Origin of the sequence: Nitrosospira sp. Nsp18, from assembly GCF_900103145.1 — a bacterium.
Lineage (GTDB): Bacteria > Pseudomonadota > Gammaproteobacteria > Burkholderiales > Nitrosomonadaceae > Nitrosospira.
In genome coordinates, this window is the sequence record NZ_FMWY01000005.1 from 52830 (window position 1) to 68756 (window position 15927).

13 protein-coding genes are annotated in these 15927 nt (G+C 54.0%); 7 read left to right on the forward strand and 6 right to left on the reverse strand.

Annotation, left to right across the window (positions count from 1 at the left end):
* Window positions 1–13 precede the first annotated feature (13 nt).
* From BLS94_RS03525 to miaA, 6 genes are all read right to left on the reverse strand, one after another.
* A complete protein-coding gene (locus tag BLS94_RS03525) occupies window positions 14–2539 on the reverse strand; it encodes a 3-hydroxyacyl-CoA dehydrogenase/enoyl-CoA hydratase family protein (RefSeq protein ID WP_176767785.1) in 2526 nt (841 codons plus the stop codon).
* A 238-nt stretch (window positions 2540–2777) separates the two neighbouring features.
* Window positions 2778–3194 carry an acyl-CoA thioesterase gene (locus BLS94_RS03530; protein ID WP_090957792.1) on the reverse strand — a complete coding sequence of 139 codons (417 nt, stop codon included), beginning with the start codon at window positions 3192–3194 and terminating at the stop codon, window positions 2778–2780.
* A gap of 152 nt (window positions 3195–3346) precedes the next feature.
* Window positions 3347–5188 carry an AMP-dependent synthetase/ligase gene (locus tag BLS94_RS03535; RefSeq protein ID WP_090957861.1) on the reverse strand — a complete coding sequence of 614 codons (1842 nt, stop codon included), beginning with the start codon at window positions 5186–5188 and terminating at the stop codon, window positions 3347–3349.
* A 41-nt stretch (window positions 5189–5229) separates the two neighbouring features.
* Window positions 5230–7590, reverse strand: coding sequence for an acyl-CoA dehydrogenase (locus tag BLS94_RS03540; RefSeq protein ID WP_090957793.1), 2361 nt, complete (start codon window positions 7588–7590; stop codon window positions 5230–5232).
* Between the two features lie 63 nt (window positions 7591–7653).
* Entirely contained in the window at window positions 7654–8022 is a 369-nt protein-coding gene (locus BLS94_RS03545) for a BON domain-containing protein (protein ID WP_090957794.1), read from the reverse strand.
* A gap of 61 nt (window positions 8023–8083) precedes the next feature.
* Window positions 8084–9007 carry a tRNA (adenosine(37)-N6)-dimethylallyltransferase MiaA gene (gene miaA / locus BLS94_RS03550; RefSeq protein WP_218124732.1) on the reverse strand — a complete coding sequence of 308 codons (924 nt, stop codon included), beginning with the start codon at window positions 9005–9007 and terminating at the stop codon, window positions 8084–8086.
* Between the two features lie 306 nt (window positions 9008–9313).
* Between miaA and BLS94_RS03555 the strand changes: the two genes are divergently transcribed.
* The 7 genes from BLS94_RS03555 to lptB all read left to right on the forward strand — a co-directional run bounded on the left by BLS94_RS03555 (window position 9314) and on the right by lptB (window position 15883).
* Entirely contained in the window at window positions 9314–10435 is a 1122-nt protein-coding gene (locus BLS94_RS03555) for a 3-deoxy-7-phosphoheptulonate synthase (protein ID WP_072768743.1), read from the forward strand.
* A gap of 85 nt (window positions 10436–10520) precedes the next feature.
* Window positions 10521–11582 carry a cobalamin-binding protein gene (locus BLS94_RS03560; RefSeq protein WP_256325274.1) on the forward strand — a complete coding sequence of 354 codons (1062 nt, stop codon included), beginning with the start codon at window positions 10521–10523 and terminating at the stop codon, window positions 11580–11582.
* A gap of 344 nt (window positions 11583–11926) precedes the next feature.
* Window positions 11927–12871: a 4-hydroxy-3-methylbut-2-enyl diphosphate reductase gene (gene ispH / locus BLS94_RS03570; RefSeq protein WP_072768740.1), complete on the forward strand. Its 945-nt coding sequence runs from the start codon at window positions 11927–11929 to the stop codon at window positions 12869–12871.
* A 569-nt stretch (window positions 12872–13440) separates the two neighbouring features.
* The gene (locus tag BLS94_RS03575) at window positions 13441–13965 is read left to right on the forward strand and encodes a KdsC family phosphatase (RefSeq protein ID WP_072768739.1); all 525 of its coding nucleotides are present in this window, start codon (window positions 13441–13443) and stop codon (window positions 13963–13965) included.
* Window positions 13962–14534: an LPS export ABC transporter periplasmic protein LptC gene (gene lptC / locus BLS94_RS03580; protein ID WP_072768738.1), complete on the forward strand. Its 573-nt coding sequence runs from the start codon at window positions 13962–13964 to the stop codon at window positions 14532–14534. Before BLS94_RS03575 ends, lptC begins: the two co-directional genes overlap by 4 nt.
* Window positions 14518–15132, forward strand: coding sequence for a lipopolysaccharide transport periplasmic protein LptA (gene lptA / locus BLS94_RS03585; protein WP_256325275.1), 615 nt, complete (start codon window positions 14518–14520; stop codon window positions 15130–15132). Before lptC ends, lptA begins: the two co-directional genes overlap by 17 nt.
* Before the next feature lie 28 nt (window positions 15133–15160).
* Window positions 15161–15883, forward strand: a complete 723-nt coding sequence (gene lptB, locus BLS94_RS03590) for an LPS export ABC transporter ATP-binding protein (protein WP_090957863.1) — start codon at window positions 15161–15163, stop codon at window positions 15881–15883.
* The last annotated feature ends 44 nt before the right edge of the window (window positions 15884–15927 follow it).

Consider the following 15927-nt stretch of genomic DNA (forward strand, 5'->3'; position numbering starts at 1 on the left):
AGTTCTCCTTCGCTTAATTCCTGAGAGGCTTCCCGGTCTTCAGCGTATGCTCCACGCGCGCTTGCGTCTTTTCGGTTGCCAGTAGCTCTATGAATGCGGCACGCTCCAGCTCCAGGAACCAGTCTTCATCGACCACGCTGCCGGGAGTCAGTTCACCTCCACACATGACGTGGGCGATCCTGGTGCCGATCAGGTAATCATGGTCCGAGATGAAATTGCCTTCGCGCATATTTACCAGCATGCCTTTGATATTGGCAATGCCGGTAGAACCGGCCACCGAAATATTACGGGCTTTCAGCGGCGGGCGATACCCTGCTTCAGCCAGGGCGATCGCTTGCGCCTTGGCAACATAAAGTAATTCATACCGGTTCATCACTACCGGGTCGGCAGCGCGCAGATAGCCCAGTTCTTTTGCCTGCTCGGCACTTTTTGATAGCTGCGCGGTTGCGACGCTCTGAAAATAATTTTTCAGTAAAGGGAAAGGATCGCCATCTTTCGCATCTCGCGATGCTCTCAACGCAAGTTCCTTGCAACCGCCACCCGCGGGCAATAATCCCACGCCAGCCTCTACCAGGCCGATGTAGCTTTCCATAGTCGCTACCGCACGGTCGCAATGCATTACAAATTCGCAGCCGCCTCCCAGCGCGAGGCCATCCACGGCCGCTACAGTGGGAATCATCGAGTATCGGAGGTCCTGCGAAGTCTGCTGGAATTGCGCAACCATTGCTTCGATTTCGGCCAATTTGCCTGCCATCAATGCATCGGCGAGATTGAGGCCGCGCGCTGCCTTGAGTACCGCAGACTGCGCTGTTTTCCTGATTTTTTTTGCCAGGACGCTGAAGGCGGAAGGAGGCTCGTCACTTTTCAGGCGCGCCGTGGCTTTTTGAAGATTGGCACCGGCAGAAAATGGAGGCTCAGTTTGCCAGATCACCAAGGCACGCCAGTTCCGTTCGGCTTCATCAATGGCCTGTTGCACTCCATCCAGCACATCGCTTCCGATGGTGTGCATTTTGCTCTTGAAGCTGAGAATGGCTATGTGGTCATCGGCCGAGCCATTGCCGCCGGACTCGCCCGTATGCCACATCCGTACCGCATCGGTCTCGAATATTGTTGTGCCATATTGCGCACGCTCACTCAGCAGCCTATCCGGAAACAGCTGCCGCCGGTACACAGGCAACGTCGAACGTGGCCGGAAGGTATTGTTGGACGGCGCAAAGGAACCCGGTGTTCTATGCACGCCCTGTATGCTGATATCGATGGCTTGGCTGGCGCTTTCCCCCAGTTCCTGCACCCATTCCGGCAACGATACTGCGCTCATGCTTTTGCCGGCCGCGATATCCTCGTTTATCCACCCGGCAATTTCGCTCCATCCTGCCGCTTGCCAAATCTCGAGCGGTCCCTGGTTCCAGCCGAAACCCCAGCGCATCGAGAAATCCAGGTCGCGCGCATTGTCGGCGATTGCGCCGAGATGAACCGCGCAATAATGAAACAGATCGCGGAATATGGACCATAGGAATTGTGCTTGCGGATGTGGATTCGCGCGCAACGCGCCAAGCTGGCTCGCAAGATTTTTACGTTTGAGCAGTTCCTTTATGTCGTCCTCGGCCGTACCCGCCGAGAGAATATATGCGCCCTTCGCAAGGTCCAGGACATGGATTTCCTTGCCCATCTTCTGATATATGCCGCGCCGGGCTTTCTGCCCGAGCGCACCTTTATCTACCAGGGCTTGCAGCCAATCGGGCACGGCATAGTATCTGTGCCATGGATCTTGCGGCAGCGTATCGCGCATGGTAGCGATCACATGTGCAAGGACATCGAGCCCCACCACATCCGCCGTGCGGAAAGTCGCGCTCTTGGGCCGACCAATGAGAGTGCCGGTCAAGGCATCCACCACGTCGAATCCGAGGCCGAATTCATCTGCGTGATGCATGGTGGCGAGTATCGAAAACACGCCTATCCGGTTAGCGATAAAATTCGGCGTGTCCTTTGCACGAATTACGCCCTTACCCAGGCATGTTACCAGGAACGCTTCCAGATCATCGAGCATCGCGGCATCGCTCTCCTTGCAGGGAATCAACTCTGCGAGGTGCATGTAGCGGGGAGGGTTAAAAAAATGGATGCCGCAAAACCGGTGGCGCAAGTTGTCGGGGAACGACTTTGCCAGCTCATTGATGGAGAGCCCCGATGTGTTGCTGGCAAAAATAGTGTCCTCGCCGAGGTGTGGCGCGACCTTTTTATACAACTCGCTTTTCCAGTCCATGCGCTCGGCGATGGCTTCGATCACGATGTCGCAATCCCCGAGCAATTCCAGGTTCTGGTCGTAGTTCGCCGGTTGAATGGAGGCGGCCTTGGCCGCCATCGACAGTGGCGCAGGATCCTGTTTTTTTAAATTCTCTATTGCTTTGATGACGTTGGCGTTGGGACCCCCCTGCTCAGCGGGCAGCTCAAATAATAGCGTCTCGACGTTGGCATTGACCAGATGCGCCGCGATCTGCGCTCCCATTACGCCGGCGCCGAGGACAGCGGCTTTGCGCACCATGAATTTACGATTATTCAATGTCGCCTCCAGTTCGATCCGTTTTTTTTCATCAGGAAAAACCGCTGCGTGAGCATTGCGGCATTCTTGCCTGCTTACTCCTTAAACCCTTACCCATTACATCAAGGTATCGTATTACCGTCCGCTCGGCGAGAACAATTTCTTGAATATTATTCGCTGAGCTCATTTGCCGGTAATCGGCAAATGAGCTACAAGAATCTCGAGTTTTTGAACAAAACCGTTATTCCTGTGGAACGACGCGCGGTCTGCGATTCTCGTCCACGGCGACATACGTCAGGACTGCATCGGTCACCCTGCAGCATATTTCATCGATTCCGTGACGAAGACCCCGTTGTGCATAGACAGTGACGTCCACCGTGATGGAAGTTCGGCCTACCTTGACGATCTTGGCATAAAAACTCACGATATCCCCGACAAATACCGGCTGCTTGAATACGAAGGAATTCACGGCTACGGTGGCAACACGCCCACGAGCCCTGCGTATTGCCGGAAGGCTCCCTGCAATGTCCACCTGCGCCATGATCCAGCCGCCGAATACATCCCCGGCATAATTGGTGTCCGTTGGCATCGGCACGAGGCGCAGTATCGGATCGAGCCCCTCGGGCAGCGATGTATGAGTTTCTGTGTGGGTATTCATTTTCCATCCCAGGGTTTAAATTGCCAGCTTTGGCCAGTCAGTGGGGCTATGCACGATATTATTTTTCGATCGTCGGGCGAAGCCCCGACCTACTTGGCGCCAGTCTTCGCACTCCGGGTGAGGTGACATACGGGCACGCCACCTATCGATTCCTAATGCCCCGCATATAGCCTGCTCACTTCGGCCTGGTAACGGCTCAACACCTGCGCGCGACGCAGCTTCAACGTAGGCGTCAGCATATCGTTCTCGACAGACCATGGCTCCTGCGCCAGCGCCACGCGATATATTTTGGCATAACCGGGAAACTCTTTTATTTGACGGGTGATTCGCTCCACGAGGATTTCTTCGAGCTTCTGGTCTTGTGACAGCCGGCGCAAATCGCTATCAAGATTATACTGCGCTGAAATGCTTTCCCAATTGCGGGCGTTCAGAACCACCAGCGCGCTTAAATACGGGCGGCCTTCTCCAATCAGCATTACCTGCTCGAATAACGAGTCATGTAGAATCGCCGCTTCGATGGGCGCCGGCGCAATTTTCTGGCCGGTGGACATCACGATGATTTCCTTCAGGCGACCAGTGATGGTCACCCGGCCTTGTTCATCAATGCGCGCGATATCGCCGGAATTGAGCCACCCGTCAGGTGTCATTATTGCGTCGGTGGCTGCCGGATCGTTCCAGTAACCGAGCATGACGTTGGGGCCGCGAATCAGCAAAGCATCGTCTGAGCCAAGTTTCACCTCTACTCCTGGGATGGGACGCCCCACGCTCGACGGAAGGTTGTCCTCAATGGTGTTGCAGCATACGACCGGGCTGGTCTCTGTCATGCCGTAGCCTTGCAGGATAGGCAGGCCCAAACCGATAAATACCCGTGAAACCTTTGTCGGTAACGCCGCGCCGCCGCTCATCGCCTCGCGTAGACGTCCGCCCAGCTTGCTCATTACCTTCTTCGCCACCAGGGCTTCCAGCAGCGGCCATAACATGTGAGAAAAAAGCCGGGGACCCCGCCGCTGCTGATACTCAAAGCGGCTGTAGCCGGTGTCAACCGCCAGATTGAACAGTTTTCTGCTCAAAGCCGAACCCGCCGCCAGCTTGGCATGAATGCCGGCATAGACTCGCTCATAAATTCTCGGGACGGAAACAAGAATAGTGGGCCGGATGATCAGAAGATCTTCTTGCAGTTGGTGAACCGAGCGGGCATATGCCACCGTTGCACCGCGCATCATCGGAGCATAATAACCTGCAGTGCGCTCAAACGTATGCGACAGCGGCAAAAATGAAAGCAGTAGATCGTCCTGCATGATGGGCACCACTTGCAGGCAGCTATGCGCATTCGTGAGTATATTGTAATGGCTCAGCATCACCCCCTTGGACCGGCCGGAGGTGCCGGAGGTGTATATGATGGTGGCGAGTTGATGCTGATCGCGGCTTGCATCCTCCACCTCTTCGGCTTTTCTCTGCGGATCGTCCAACGGCCAGTCTGGCAGCCAGTCATGCAGGGCAAGCACGAGGCCATCGTCTTTTTCTCCGGGACTTCCCTGAACCGTAATGACGCGCAGGAGATGGGCAATCTGACCCCGTACTTCATGAAACGCTTGCCATTGGGCCAGTTCTTCGAGCAATAATACTTTAACCCCCGCGTCGTGCAAGATGTAGGCAGCGTTCGCGGGCCGGTCGGCTGTATAAAGTGGCACGACGACAAGCCCCAGCCTTAGCGCGGCTTGCTCGAATATCACCCATTCCGGGCAGTTTCGTAGCATCACGGCGACACGGTCGCCAGGCAAGAGTTTTTCTCGCGTGAGGGCAGATTGCCAGTGCGTGATGCGCTCATCCATCTGTTTCCAGGTGAGATCGCGCCATTTACCACTGGAGCGGTCATAATCCCGATAGGCTACCGCCTCGGGTGAGCGACGCGCCCGCTCGCGGAACAACCCGTCAAGCGTTCTGGCGGCTTCCACTGGGATAACATCCGTAAGATTACGCGGTTTGGTTTGCATCATTGGCTTTCACCGATGTATTTTCGTTAGGCCGGATAGGGTTAACGGCTTATTATCGCCTCATGCACCGGTTGGGCTGGCGCAGTTTCTGATGTTCCGCCTGATGCGCGGCCAAAATCCGCAGGGAAATCGTCCACCATGACCACGCGGCGGCGCATGGATTTCATTTTTCCCATCAACTCCAGTTCGGTTGCGGTGATAACTCTCTGCTTGAGCGCATCCGCAATTCTCTCATCGCCCTGAGCGGGAATCCGGCCTGTTTTGACGGCGGCGCGCAATTTGGTTTCCACTGCTTCGCACACGACCGCGCACTGAAGCGCCTGTTCCAGCATGCCCAGCGGTTCGTCGGCCGAGGTAGGCATATATATACCCGCGGTCAGGCGGTCTCGCGCTTCTCCTGGTGACAGCATCAGCGTGGCGATTTGATGTCCTAACTCATCCGGGGGCGGAGAGAATGGCTTGCCCAGCGGGAACACCACAAACCGCAGGAGGCGCGCAGTGAGAATACGGCCAGGAAAATTATCCAGCACGCCGTCAAATGCTTCCTGCATGCGATAAAGCGCATCCTGAACAGACCAATGCACCAGCGGTAAATCAGCTGAGGGCCTGCCGTCATCCTTGAAGCGTTTGAGCACCGCCGAGCATAGATAAAGCATGCTGAGAATATCGCCAAGCCGGGCGGACAGTCTTTCCTTGCGCTTCAGCGCGCCGCCCAAGACCAGAAGGGAGATATCGGCAAGAAAAGCGAAAGCGGCGGAGAAACGCGTCAGTTGACTGTAATAACGCTGCATTTCGGTGCCCACGCTGCCCGGCGCACTGGCGAGTGATGCACCGGTGAGTCCATGCAACAACGAACGCAAACCGTTCCCCACTGTAAAGATAACGTGTCCCCACAACGCCTTGTCGAATTTCACTGAAGAACGCACGGTATCGCCATCATTGGCTGCGCGAATTTCTTCCAGCAGGTAAGGGTGGCAGCGTATTGCCCCCTGACCGAAAATAATCATATTACGAGTAAGGATATTGGCTCCCTCCACCGTAATGCTGACGGGGATATGCTGATAGTTGCGCCCCAGGTAATTGCTGGGTCCCAGGCATATGCCTTTGCCGCCATGCACATCCATCGCGTCGTTAATCGCCTGGCGCCCGCGCTCGGTAAGATGATATTTGACGATCGCCGAGATGACCGAGGGCTTTTCGCCCAAATCGACTGCCCCCGCCGTCATCATCCGGGCCGCATCCATCATGTATGTATTGCCGCCGATGCGTGACAGGGCTTCTTCAACGCCTTCAAAGCGTCCAATCGGGGTCTTGAATTGCACCCGAACCCTGCCGTAAGCCCCGCTGGTGCGCGCCGCCAGCTTGGCCGCGCCGGTGCTGGTCGCGGGCAGCGAGATCGAACGCCCTACCGCAAGACAGTTCATCAGCATACGCCAGCCGCTACCCACTCCTTCGCGTCCGCCGATTACCCATTCCATGGGGATGAAGACGTCTTTTCCCGAGTTGGGGCCGTTCTGAAAAGCCGCATCGAGCGGAAAATGGCGCCGGCCGATGTTGACGCCCGGTGTATTGGTGGGGATCAGCGCCAGCGTAATCCCGAGGTCTTTCTGGTCGCCTAATAACCCATCCGGGTCCTGCAGTTTGAATGCAAGCCCGAGGAGTGTCGCCACCGGGCCCAGCGTGATGTAGCGTTTTTCCCAGGTGATCCTCATGCCGAGCACACCTTCGTCGCCGTTGTATTCGCCATGGCAGACAATGCCTAAATCCGGGATCGCGCCCGCATCCGACCCCGCATCAGGCCCGGTAAGTGCAAAGCATGGCACTTCCAGCCCTTTTGCCAGGCGCGGCAGATAATGGTTCTTTTGCGCCTCTGTGCCATACTGCAACAGCAACTCGGATGGCCCCAGCGAATTCGGCACCATGACCGACACCGCCGCCGTGCCGCTCCGCGAGCTGATCTTCATGACCACTTCGGAATGCGCCAACGCTGAAAAGCCAAGGCCGCCATATTCCTTGGGAATGATCATGCCGAAAAAGCGGTTGTCCTTGATAAATTGCCAGACGTGCGGTGGCAGATCATACAGCTCGCGCGTAATATGCCACTCGTCCAGCATGGCGCACAACTGCTCGACCGGACCGGCAAGAAAGGCTTTTTCCTCTGCGTTGAGCTTCGGTTTGGGATAAGCCAACAACTTGTTCCAGTTTGGCTTGCCGCTGAACAGCTCGCCATCCCACCACACGGTTCCGGCATCCAGCGCTTCCTGTTCGGTTTGGGAAACCTTCGGCAGGATTTTTCGAAAAACCTTAAGCAGCCGGTTCGAAATAAGTGCGCGGCGAACGGGCGGGACGAAAAAAATAACGCCAATAAGCAGAACCAGCGTCGTAAGCAGGGAAGCGGTCAAGATAATTTTCCTGCGTAGGTCTGCAACGACTGTACCCGAGTATTTTTATGGATGCGGATGAGATCAATCAGCTGCGGCCGCAGTCTCGCTTCCACTGTTTCGCAAGCTCATCTTATTATCCACCTTCTTGATGCCGTCCACCATCCAGGTGAGCATATTGACACGATCCATCTGCGTTTGATTATCTGCGATACCGCTCAGCATGACTTCGCCGTTATGTGCCTCTACCCTGACATCCAGATGCCTGACATCGGGATCGGCCAATAGCGCCGCCTTTATTGTACTGTTGAGAGTGCTGTCGTCCACCCCCTCCGCGGTTGGAGGAGCCACCCAGGACTCATGCACCCTCTCCTCCGATTTTCCGCATCCCGCGGTGGACAAGGTGCCGATGAGGATTAATGTCCAGATAACCAGTTTATGCCTATCGTTCATTTTGTTTTCCTTATCAGAATGGATCCAAAAAAAATTAAAATTAGATGTAACAACCCCGTGATTATGAAACCGCCGCAGCTTTTAAGCCAGTGTCTGCGAGGTACCCGCGCACCTGCTCCGGCAAATTTTCCGCCAGGCAATCGAATTCCCGCATCTCTTTCATGGAACGCAGCCAGGTGAGTTGTCGTTTTGCCAATTGCCGCGTAGCAGCCAGCGCCATTTCGCGCATTGTTGCGGCGTTGATTTCCTTTTCCAGATACATCCATACTTGCCGATACCCAACGCAACGCATCGAAGGGCTTGCATCGTTCAGGCAGAATTTATCACGGATTGCCCGAACTTCATCGATTAATCCCAGCGTGAGCATTGCCTCGAAACGTTGCGCAATGCGCTGATGCAGTGCTCCCCGGTCGCCGGGAATCAAAGCAATCTTGATCGCGCGATAGGGAAGGCCGGCATTTCTGGGCTTCTTCAAAATCTCCGACATGGGTTTGCCGGCCAAATAACACACTTCCAGCGCGCGCTGTATGCGCTGGCTATCTGTAGGCTTGATACGCGCCGCGCTTGCCGGATCAAGCTGTAACAGCTCATTGTGCATTTCGTGCCAACCGTTCTGTTCCGCTTTGGCTTCGATCTGCCGGCGCAGGCTGCTGTTTGCGGGAGGGAGAGCGGAAAGACCTTCCAGCAGCATTCTGAAATAAAGCATCGTGCCGCCCGCCAGCAACGGAATATTGCCCCGCTCCGTAATTTCGTGCATTGCGACAAGCGCGTCATTGACGAATTGAGCCACGGAATAACACTCATGCGGCTCGATCAGGTCGATGAGGTGGTGTGGTATGAACGCCATGGATTCAGCGTCCGGTTTAGCGGTGCCGATATTCATGTGCCGGAAGACCTGGGCTGAGTCCACGCTGACGATCTCCACGGGGAAATGCCGGGCGATTTCCAGCGCTATGCCGCTTTTGCCGCTTGCGGTAGGCCCCATCAGAAAAATCACAGGGGGAAAGGTGACGGCTTCCGGCCTTTCAAGTTTTACGCTTTGTTCTGTCAACGGGTAAACGGGGCGAGGACGGCTCATATTCTTGATCGCACGGCGATCACGGCCATTTTGTGTTTTTTTTGTAAATTCTGGGTTTAAGGATTTAAGAAGGAGGTTGGTGATGCCATGAAAAAATCATTAAACGCCATATTCGATTGAATGGCAAGGGTGGATTTTTTCGGTTAGAATTCCACTTTTCCCACACGTCACGCCTTTCGCGCCCGCCGGTTTGTCGACACCCGATACTATTCCATGATTCTTGTCCTGAGACCGGATACTCGGCCTGATACTCCCGAATTCAAACAGTTGCTGGCGCATCTTGCCAATCTGCCCGGTATTTCCACGCGTGTACATACTGAAGTGGGTATCGAGCAGGCGCTTACCGAAGTTTATCTGATCGGAAACACCAAGGCCCTGCTAATCGAGGAAATGCAAAATCTGCCTTGTGTCGAGCAGGTAGTCCGGATCTCGGAGGAGTATCGCGTTCTCGGGCGGCACAAGGACGACCACAGGCCTACCCACTTTGACTATAACGGCGTGCGCTTCGGGCAGGATACGCTGAACGTTTTCGCCGGACTATGCGCCGTGGATACGCTGGAGCATGTCGAGCTGATGATGCAAGCGCTAAGGGATAATGGCCAGGTATGCACACGTATGGGCGCCTATAAGCCGCGTACCAGCCCATACTCGTTCCAGGGCCATGGCAAGGCCTGCTTGCCTTATGTTTTCGAGCTGGCGGGGAAATATGGCATCAAAGTGATAGCCATGGAGATTACTCATGAATCCCACGTGGAAGAGATTTGCGAGGCCCTGTACCGGACGGGCAACTCCACCGGCGTCATGTTGCAGATAGGGACGCGCAACACACAGAATTTCGAATTGCTGAAAATCGTCGGACGTCAGCAGGATTTTCCGGTATTGCTCAAGCGCGGCTTCGGCATTACGCTCGATGAATCATTGAACGCTGCGGAATACCTGGCGTCCGAGGGTAATCGCAAAGTCGTCTTTGGCTTACGGGGCATGAAAACCAACATGGCGGATCCTCATCGTAACTTCGTGGATTTTGCGCATGTACCGGTAGTGAAGCGTCTCACACGCATGCCGGTCTGCATTGACCCCTCGCATTCCGTCGGCCTGCGCGCTGCTTCGCCCGATGGCATACTCGATATCATGCACGTGACCGCCCAGGGAGTGATCGCGGGCGCTAATATGGTGTTGGTGGATTTTCATCCCGTGCCGGGGAAAGCGCTGGTGGATGGGCCCCAGGCAATGCTGATCAGGGAGTTGCCCTTTTTTCTGGAAGATGTCCGAATCGCGCGTGAGGCGTACGAACAGCGTGTGGCCCTGGCTGGACGTTATCAGGAGGATGAATAACTTCCCCTCGTCTTCTTTCCAGGGAATTGTCTAAAAATTCCGGTCTGTGAGCTCCGCTTCGGAAGCCTGCTCACTTCTAGTTCCCATGTCCCGCAAATTCCGTAAACAAATACGGCATAATGTTTTAATACTGCTGCTTGTGTTTCCGGTGTGGGTGTCGCCTTCTATCGGTATCGGTATCGCTGGCGTTGTTCAAGCTGCAGAGAAAACCTCGTCGCTTTCTGCGTCCTCCCCTTTCCCAATCAGCCTGGTCGATGATCGAGGACACGATATCCGCCTGGATCGATTCGCCAGCCGTATCGTCTCGCTTTCCCCGAATATCACTGAACTGGTGTTCTCAGCCGGCGTTGGCGATAAACTCGTAGGCGCCAGCCGCTACAGCGATTTTCCCGACGCGGCCAAGTCTGTTCCTGACGTAGGCGATTCTTCCAGTCTTGATCTGGAGAGAATCATTACGCTCAAGCCAGATCTCGTGATTGCATGGCGTAGCGGTAATGGGCGGTCGGATATCGAGAAACTGGAGAAATTAGGCTTGACCGTTTTTGCCGCCGAGGCAACCAGACTGGAAGACATTCCGCGGCTGTTGCGGACAATCGGCAAGTTGACGGGAACGGCAGCGCAAGCGGAACCTGCGGCAAGCGCTTATGAAGAGGAATTGCAGCAAATCAAGCGTAATTATGGCGACCGGCGTAAAATTAGCGTATTTCAGTTAATCTGGCATCAGCCGCTGATGACGGTAAACGGTAAACACGTCATCAGCGATATCATCAACATTTGTGGCGGCGTCAATATTTTCGAGTCCGCGTCTTCGTTAACGCCTGTGATATCTGCGGAAAACCTGCTGGAAGCCGATCCCCATGCCATCATCAGCAGTGTACCGCTGGGGCCGGCTGAAACGGGGGTAGAGGCGCTGTTTCGTCGATTCCCGCATATTCAGGCTGTCCGAAGCGATCATTTGTTTTTCGTGCACCCGGATCTCTTGCATCGCCAGACAGTTCGTATATTGCAGGCTGCGAAAACCGTGTGTGCGCAGCTGGAGAGCGTCCGGTCAAGCCGGGAAAAAAAGATGATGCGGCAAAATGATGAACGGTCAATGATACGCGCAGGTTTTCAAACGCTTAATACAAATGGAGCCGGATTTCATTGACAGAAAGTTATCTTGAGGAATTATATGAATGCTCTGGCAGCCTGTCGGGCTTGAAGAATCGAAGCGAAAAAGTGATTGGGCGATGGCAGATTTTGAGGGTTTTGAAGGCCAATGGTTATTCTATTGGCCGAAAAAGCGGCGAAATATGAACCGGCCAGACGCTTTTGCAGCCGATTTCCTTCAAGTCCGACAGGCTGTTAAAATAAGGGTCCGGCTTTTTGCATGGGTTACCGATTTCCCTATCCGCGCATGCGTCCGCGTATGTGCCATAAATGAACGCTGAACAACAAACGATATCGCCGACAACGGCCAGTTGATGGAATCGTTTTTATGGAGAATGAATAATGATCAAGGTATTACTTGCTAACCCCCGCGGGTTCTGCGCTGGCGTCGATCGCGCAATCGAAATTGTCGAACGTGCGTTGACAATGCATGGTGCGCCGATTTATGTGCGCCACGAGGTGGTGCACAACCGTTTCGTGGTGGAGAACCTGGAAAAAAAGGGAGCTGTATTTGTCGAGAATCTCGACGAAGTACCCGTTGGCAGTATTCTGATTTTCAGTGCGCATGGGGTCTCTCACGAAGTGCGACGAGAAGCCGAGGCGCAACAGTTCAAAGTGTTCGATGCCACCTGTCCGCTGGTGACCAAAGTTCATATTGAAGTGGCAAAGATGCGGGAGCAAGGGAGAGAAATTATCATGATCGGCCACGCGGGTCATCCGGAGGTTGAGGGCACGATGGGCCAGGCCGAAGGAGACGGTCCTTGCATGTACCTGGTGGAGACAGAAGAGGATGTCGAGAATTTACTGGTCAAAGACCCGACTCATCTGGCCTACGTTACCCAGACGACCTTGTCGGTGGATGACGCAACGCGAGTGATCAAGGCCTTGAAAAAACGCTTTCCAAAAATTACCGGGCCAAAAAAAGACGACATCTGCTATGCGACGCAAAATCGCCAGGATGCAGTGAAAATGATGGTCAAGCAGTGTGATCTCGTCATCGTTGTCGGCTCACCCAACAGCTCTAACTCTAACCGCTTGTGTGAAGTCGCGAGAAATGCCGGCGTTGACGCTTATATGATAGATCGTGCCGAGCAATTGCAGGAGAAGTGGCTGGAAGGAAAAGACCAGATCGGTATCACCGCTGGCGCCTCGGCGCCGGAAGTGTTGGTGCAGGAGGTAATTTCACGGCTAAGACAGATAGGAGCAGGACAAGCAGGAAGAGACGTGGTCGTAGAGGAATTGAGCGGCGTGGTTGAGTCGGTAGTGTTTCCGTTGCCTAAAAATTAATCGCAGCCAGGAACTGGAACTTTTTTTCACCGGCAAACATCTTGATCGGGCGAGCGTAGCGGTGCGATGCCGGCGTTATCCGGCGAACCGTCCCGCTTCATTGTTGTCATATTATTGCATCTGCGTTTTCGCTTTCTTGTCGCTTTCGCAGGACTGAAAGATAAAGGGCTCGGGCGGTTTATTTGGATCGGCTCTTATCGGGAATAATTTTATTCTCAGTGCGAGATGTTTATCCCCCGTCAGAATATGGCAAGCTGTCGCTGAGGTGACTGCTCGTTTGCCACGTTCCTGTGCCTCTAGCATCCATTTGATTCCAGAATATTTATTGGCAGAATTATCTGGGGCGAGAAGTCTTCATCCAGATCTTCTTCTTCGTGCGCGCCATCTATCCCAACAGGATGGCTTGGACAAATGTTATATGCCGCGACGGCCAGGAGAAGGGAGGCAGGGAGAACGCATTGCAAGATTCCGGCTTATATGAATCTTGATGGCGGTACGCAACTTGTTACACATCAAAAAAAACTAATTATTTATCCAGGTCGGCCGGGCAATCGGCCGTTGTAATATTGATGCAACACATACAGGAAAGGGCCAGGAAGATACGTATGGCTATCTTCGATGTGGACGGAGTCCTTACCGATGGTACTCTCTTCCTCACAGATGGCGGCGAGGAGATCAAGGCATTCAATAGCCATGATGGCCATGGTCTGAAAATGCTCAAGGCGAGCGGCGTCAAAATCGCGCTGATCACTGGCAGAAAATCGCGCTGCGTCGAACTGAAGGCAAAAGATTGGGGCGTGACCGTCGTTTATCAGGGGGCAAAAACTAAATTGCCTGTATTCGAGACCCTGCTGGAGGAACAGGAGCTGGATGCTTCGGCTTGTGCGTATATGGGGGATGACCTGATAGATTTACCGGTGATGTTACGTTGCGGTCTTGCTTTCTCTGTCCCTGCAGCGCCTTCTCTGGTGAAGAAGCATGCGCATTACGTTACGCGTCTTGAGGGCGGGCGCGGTGCAGTCCGCGAGGTATGCGAAAGGGTCATGCAGGCGCAGGACACGTTGAACGCTCAATTGGCGATGTACCTTAAATGATCGCCCGCCTGTATTCCGGGCTTCCTCTCATTCTACTCGCTCTGCTCGCGGCGCTGTTATTCTGGCTGAGCCAGTCGGTACGAACGCCTTCTCCAGCACAAGATAACGAAATTGGCCGTACCCCCGATTACATGGTGGAAAACTTCTCGGCCATTCGCACGGATCAGGATGGTTTTGCGCGCCAGATGCTTGTAGCGAAGGAAATGATCCATTACCCGGACGACGATACTACTGATCTGGAACAACCCCTTTTTATCAACACCGAACCCGGTAAGCCGGCACTGCAGATAAAAGCGGATAAAGCGAAGATGTCCAGCAACAACGAAGACATTTATCTCACGGGTAACGTTATGGTATTGAGGAACGCTGCCAAAGGCCGGAGCGAGACAACCATGACGACCAGTTTGTTGCACTTGATTCCCGATGATGACATCGCCAAAACCGATAAGCCCGTGGTTATTACCGAAAAAAAATCTGTTATCAACGCAGTCGGCATGGAAATGAACAGCCGCACCAATATCATCCAGTTGTTCTCACGCGTAAGAGTTATTCATGACAATGCACGCTAGGGAAGCCCTCGGCAAGCGCCATGCGAATTCGACGGCAGCCGCTGCGAACATCGGACGGGGCGGGATATTTTTTACTATATTTTTTGCTTCCCTGCTGTTTACAGGACCGGTACTGGCGGAGCGGGCGGATAGCGATAAGCCGGTTCATCTGGAGTCTGACCGGGCCACTGTCCAGGATGCCAACAAGCTTGCTACTTTCATTGGTAATGTAGTCCTCACGCAGGGCACGCTGATTATTCGCGCTGACAAGATGACGGTAAAAGAAGACGCCAACGGTTTTCAGCACGCCACGGCTTTCGGTAATCTTGCCAGTTTCCGTCAAAAGCGCGATGGCAAGGACGAGTACGTCGAGGGTTGGAGCGAGCGCATGGAATATGACGCCAAGGCGGATAAGGTGCAGCTCTTCAAGAAGGCGAGACTGAGACGTGGTCAGGACGAAGTACATGGCGATTATATTTCTTACGATGCACTGAATGAGTTTTTTCAGGTGACCGGGAACAACGATACGAGCGCTCAGAGCCATTCCGAGGGGAGAGTGAGGTTGGTTATCCAGCCGAAGAAGAAGGAGCCGAAACCAGCCGCTGAAAAAGATGAATGAAATCGACCAACGCCCCGATTCCAAAAAAATGAGCGAATTAAAAGCCGTTAATTTAAAAAAGCGATATAAATCCCGGACGGTGGTGCAAGATGTTTCACTTTCTGTCAGCAGCGGTGAAGTGGTCGGCCTGCTGGGCCCCAATGGCGCAGGCAAGACCACCTGTTTTTACATGATGGTAGGGTTGGTGCCGCTGGATGGGGGCAACATATCCTTGGACGATGGCGATTTAAGCCAGATGCCTATGCACCTGCGTGCGCGCCTTGGCTTAAGCTATTTGCCACAGGAGGCTTCAATTTTCAGGCGGCTGTCCGTAGCCGATAATATTCGGGCAGTACTGGAACTGAAAAATTATACGCGCGATGAAATGCAGCAGCATCTCGACGATTTGCTGCATGATCTGCACATCAGTCACATACGGACCAATCCGGCAATCAGCTTATCCGGGGGCGAGCGCCGCCGTGTCGAAATCGCGCGCGCGCTTGCAACGCAGCCGCGCTTTATCCTGTTGGATGAGCCGTTTGCGGGTGTGGATCCTATTGCTGTGCTGGATATCCAGAAAATTATCGGGTTCCTCAAGGAGCGTGGCATCGGTGTGCTCATTACAGACCATAATGTCAGGGAAACGTTAGGAATTTGTGATCACGCCTATATCATCAGTGAAGGAAAGGTCCTGGCTAGCGGAAATCCTGAGGAAATCATCTATAATGAAAATGTGAGAAAAGTATATCTGGGGGAACATTTCAAGCTGTGAAAAAGATTCGGTCCGCACGAATCTTGCCTTACCGTGGGTATTCC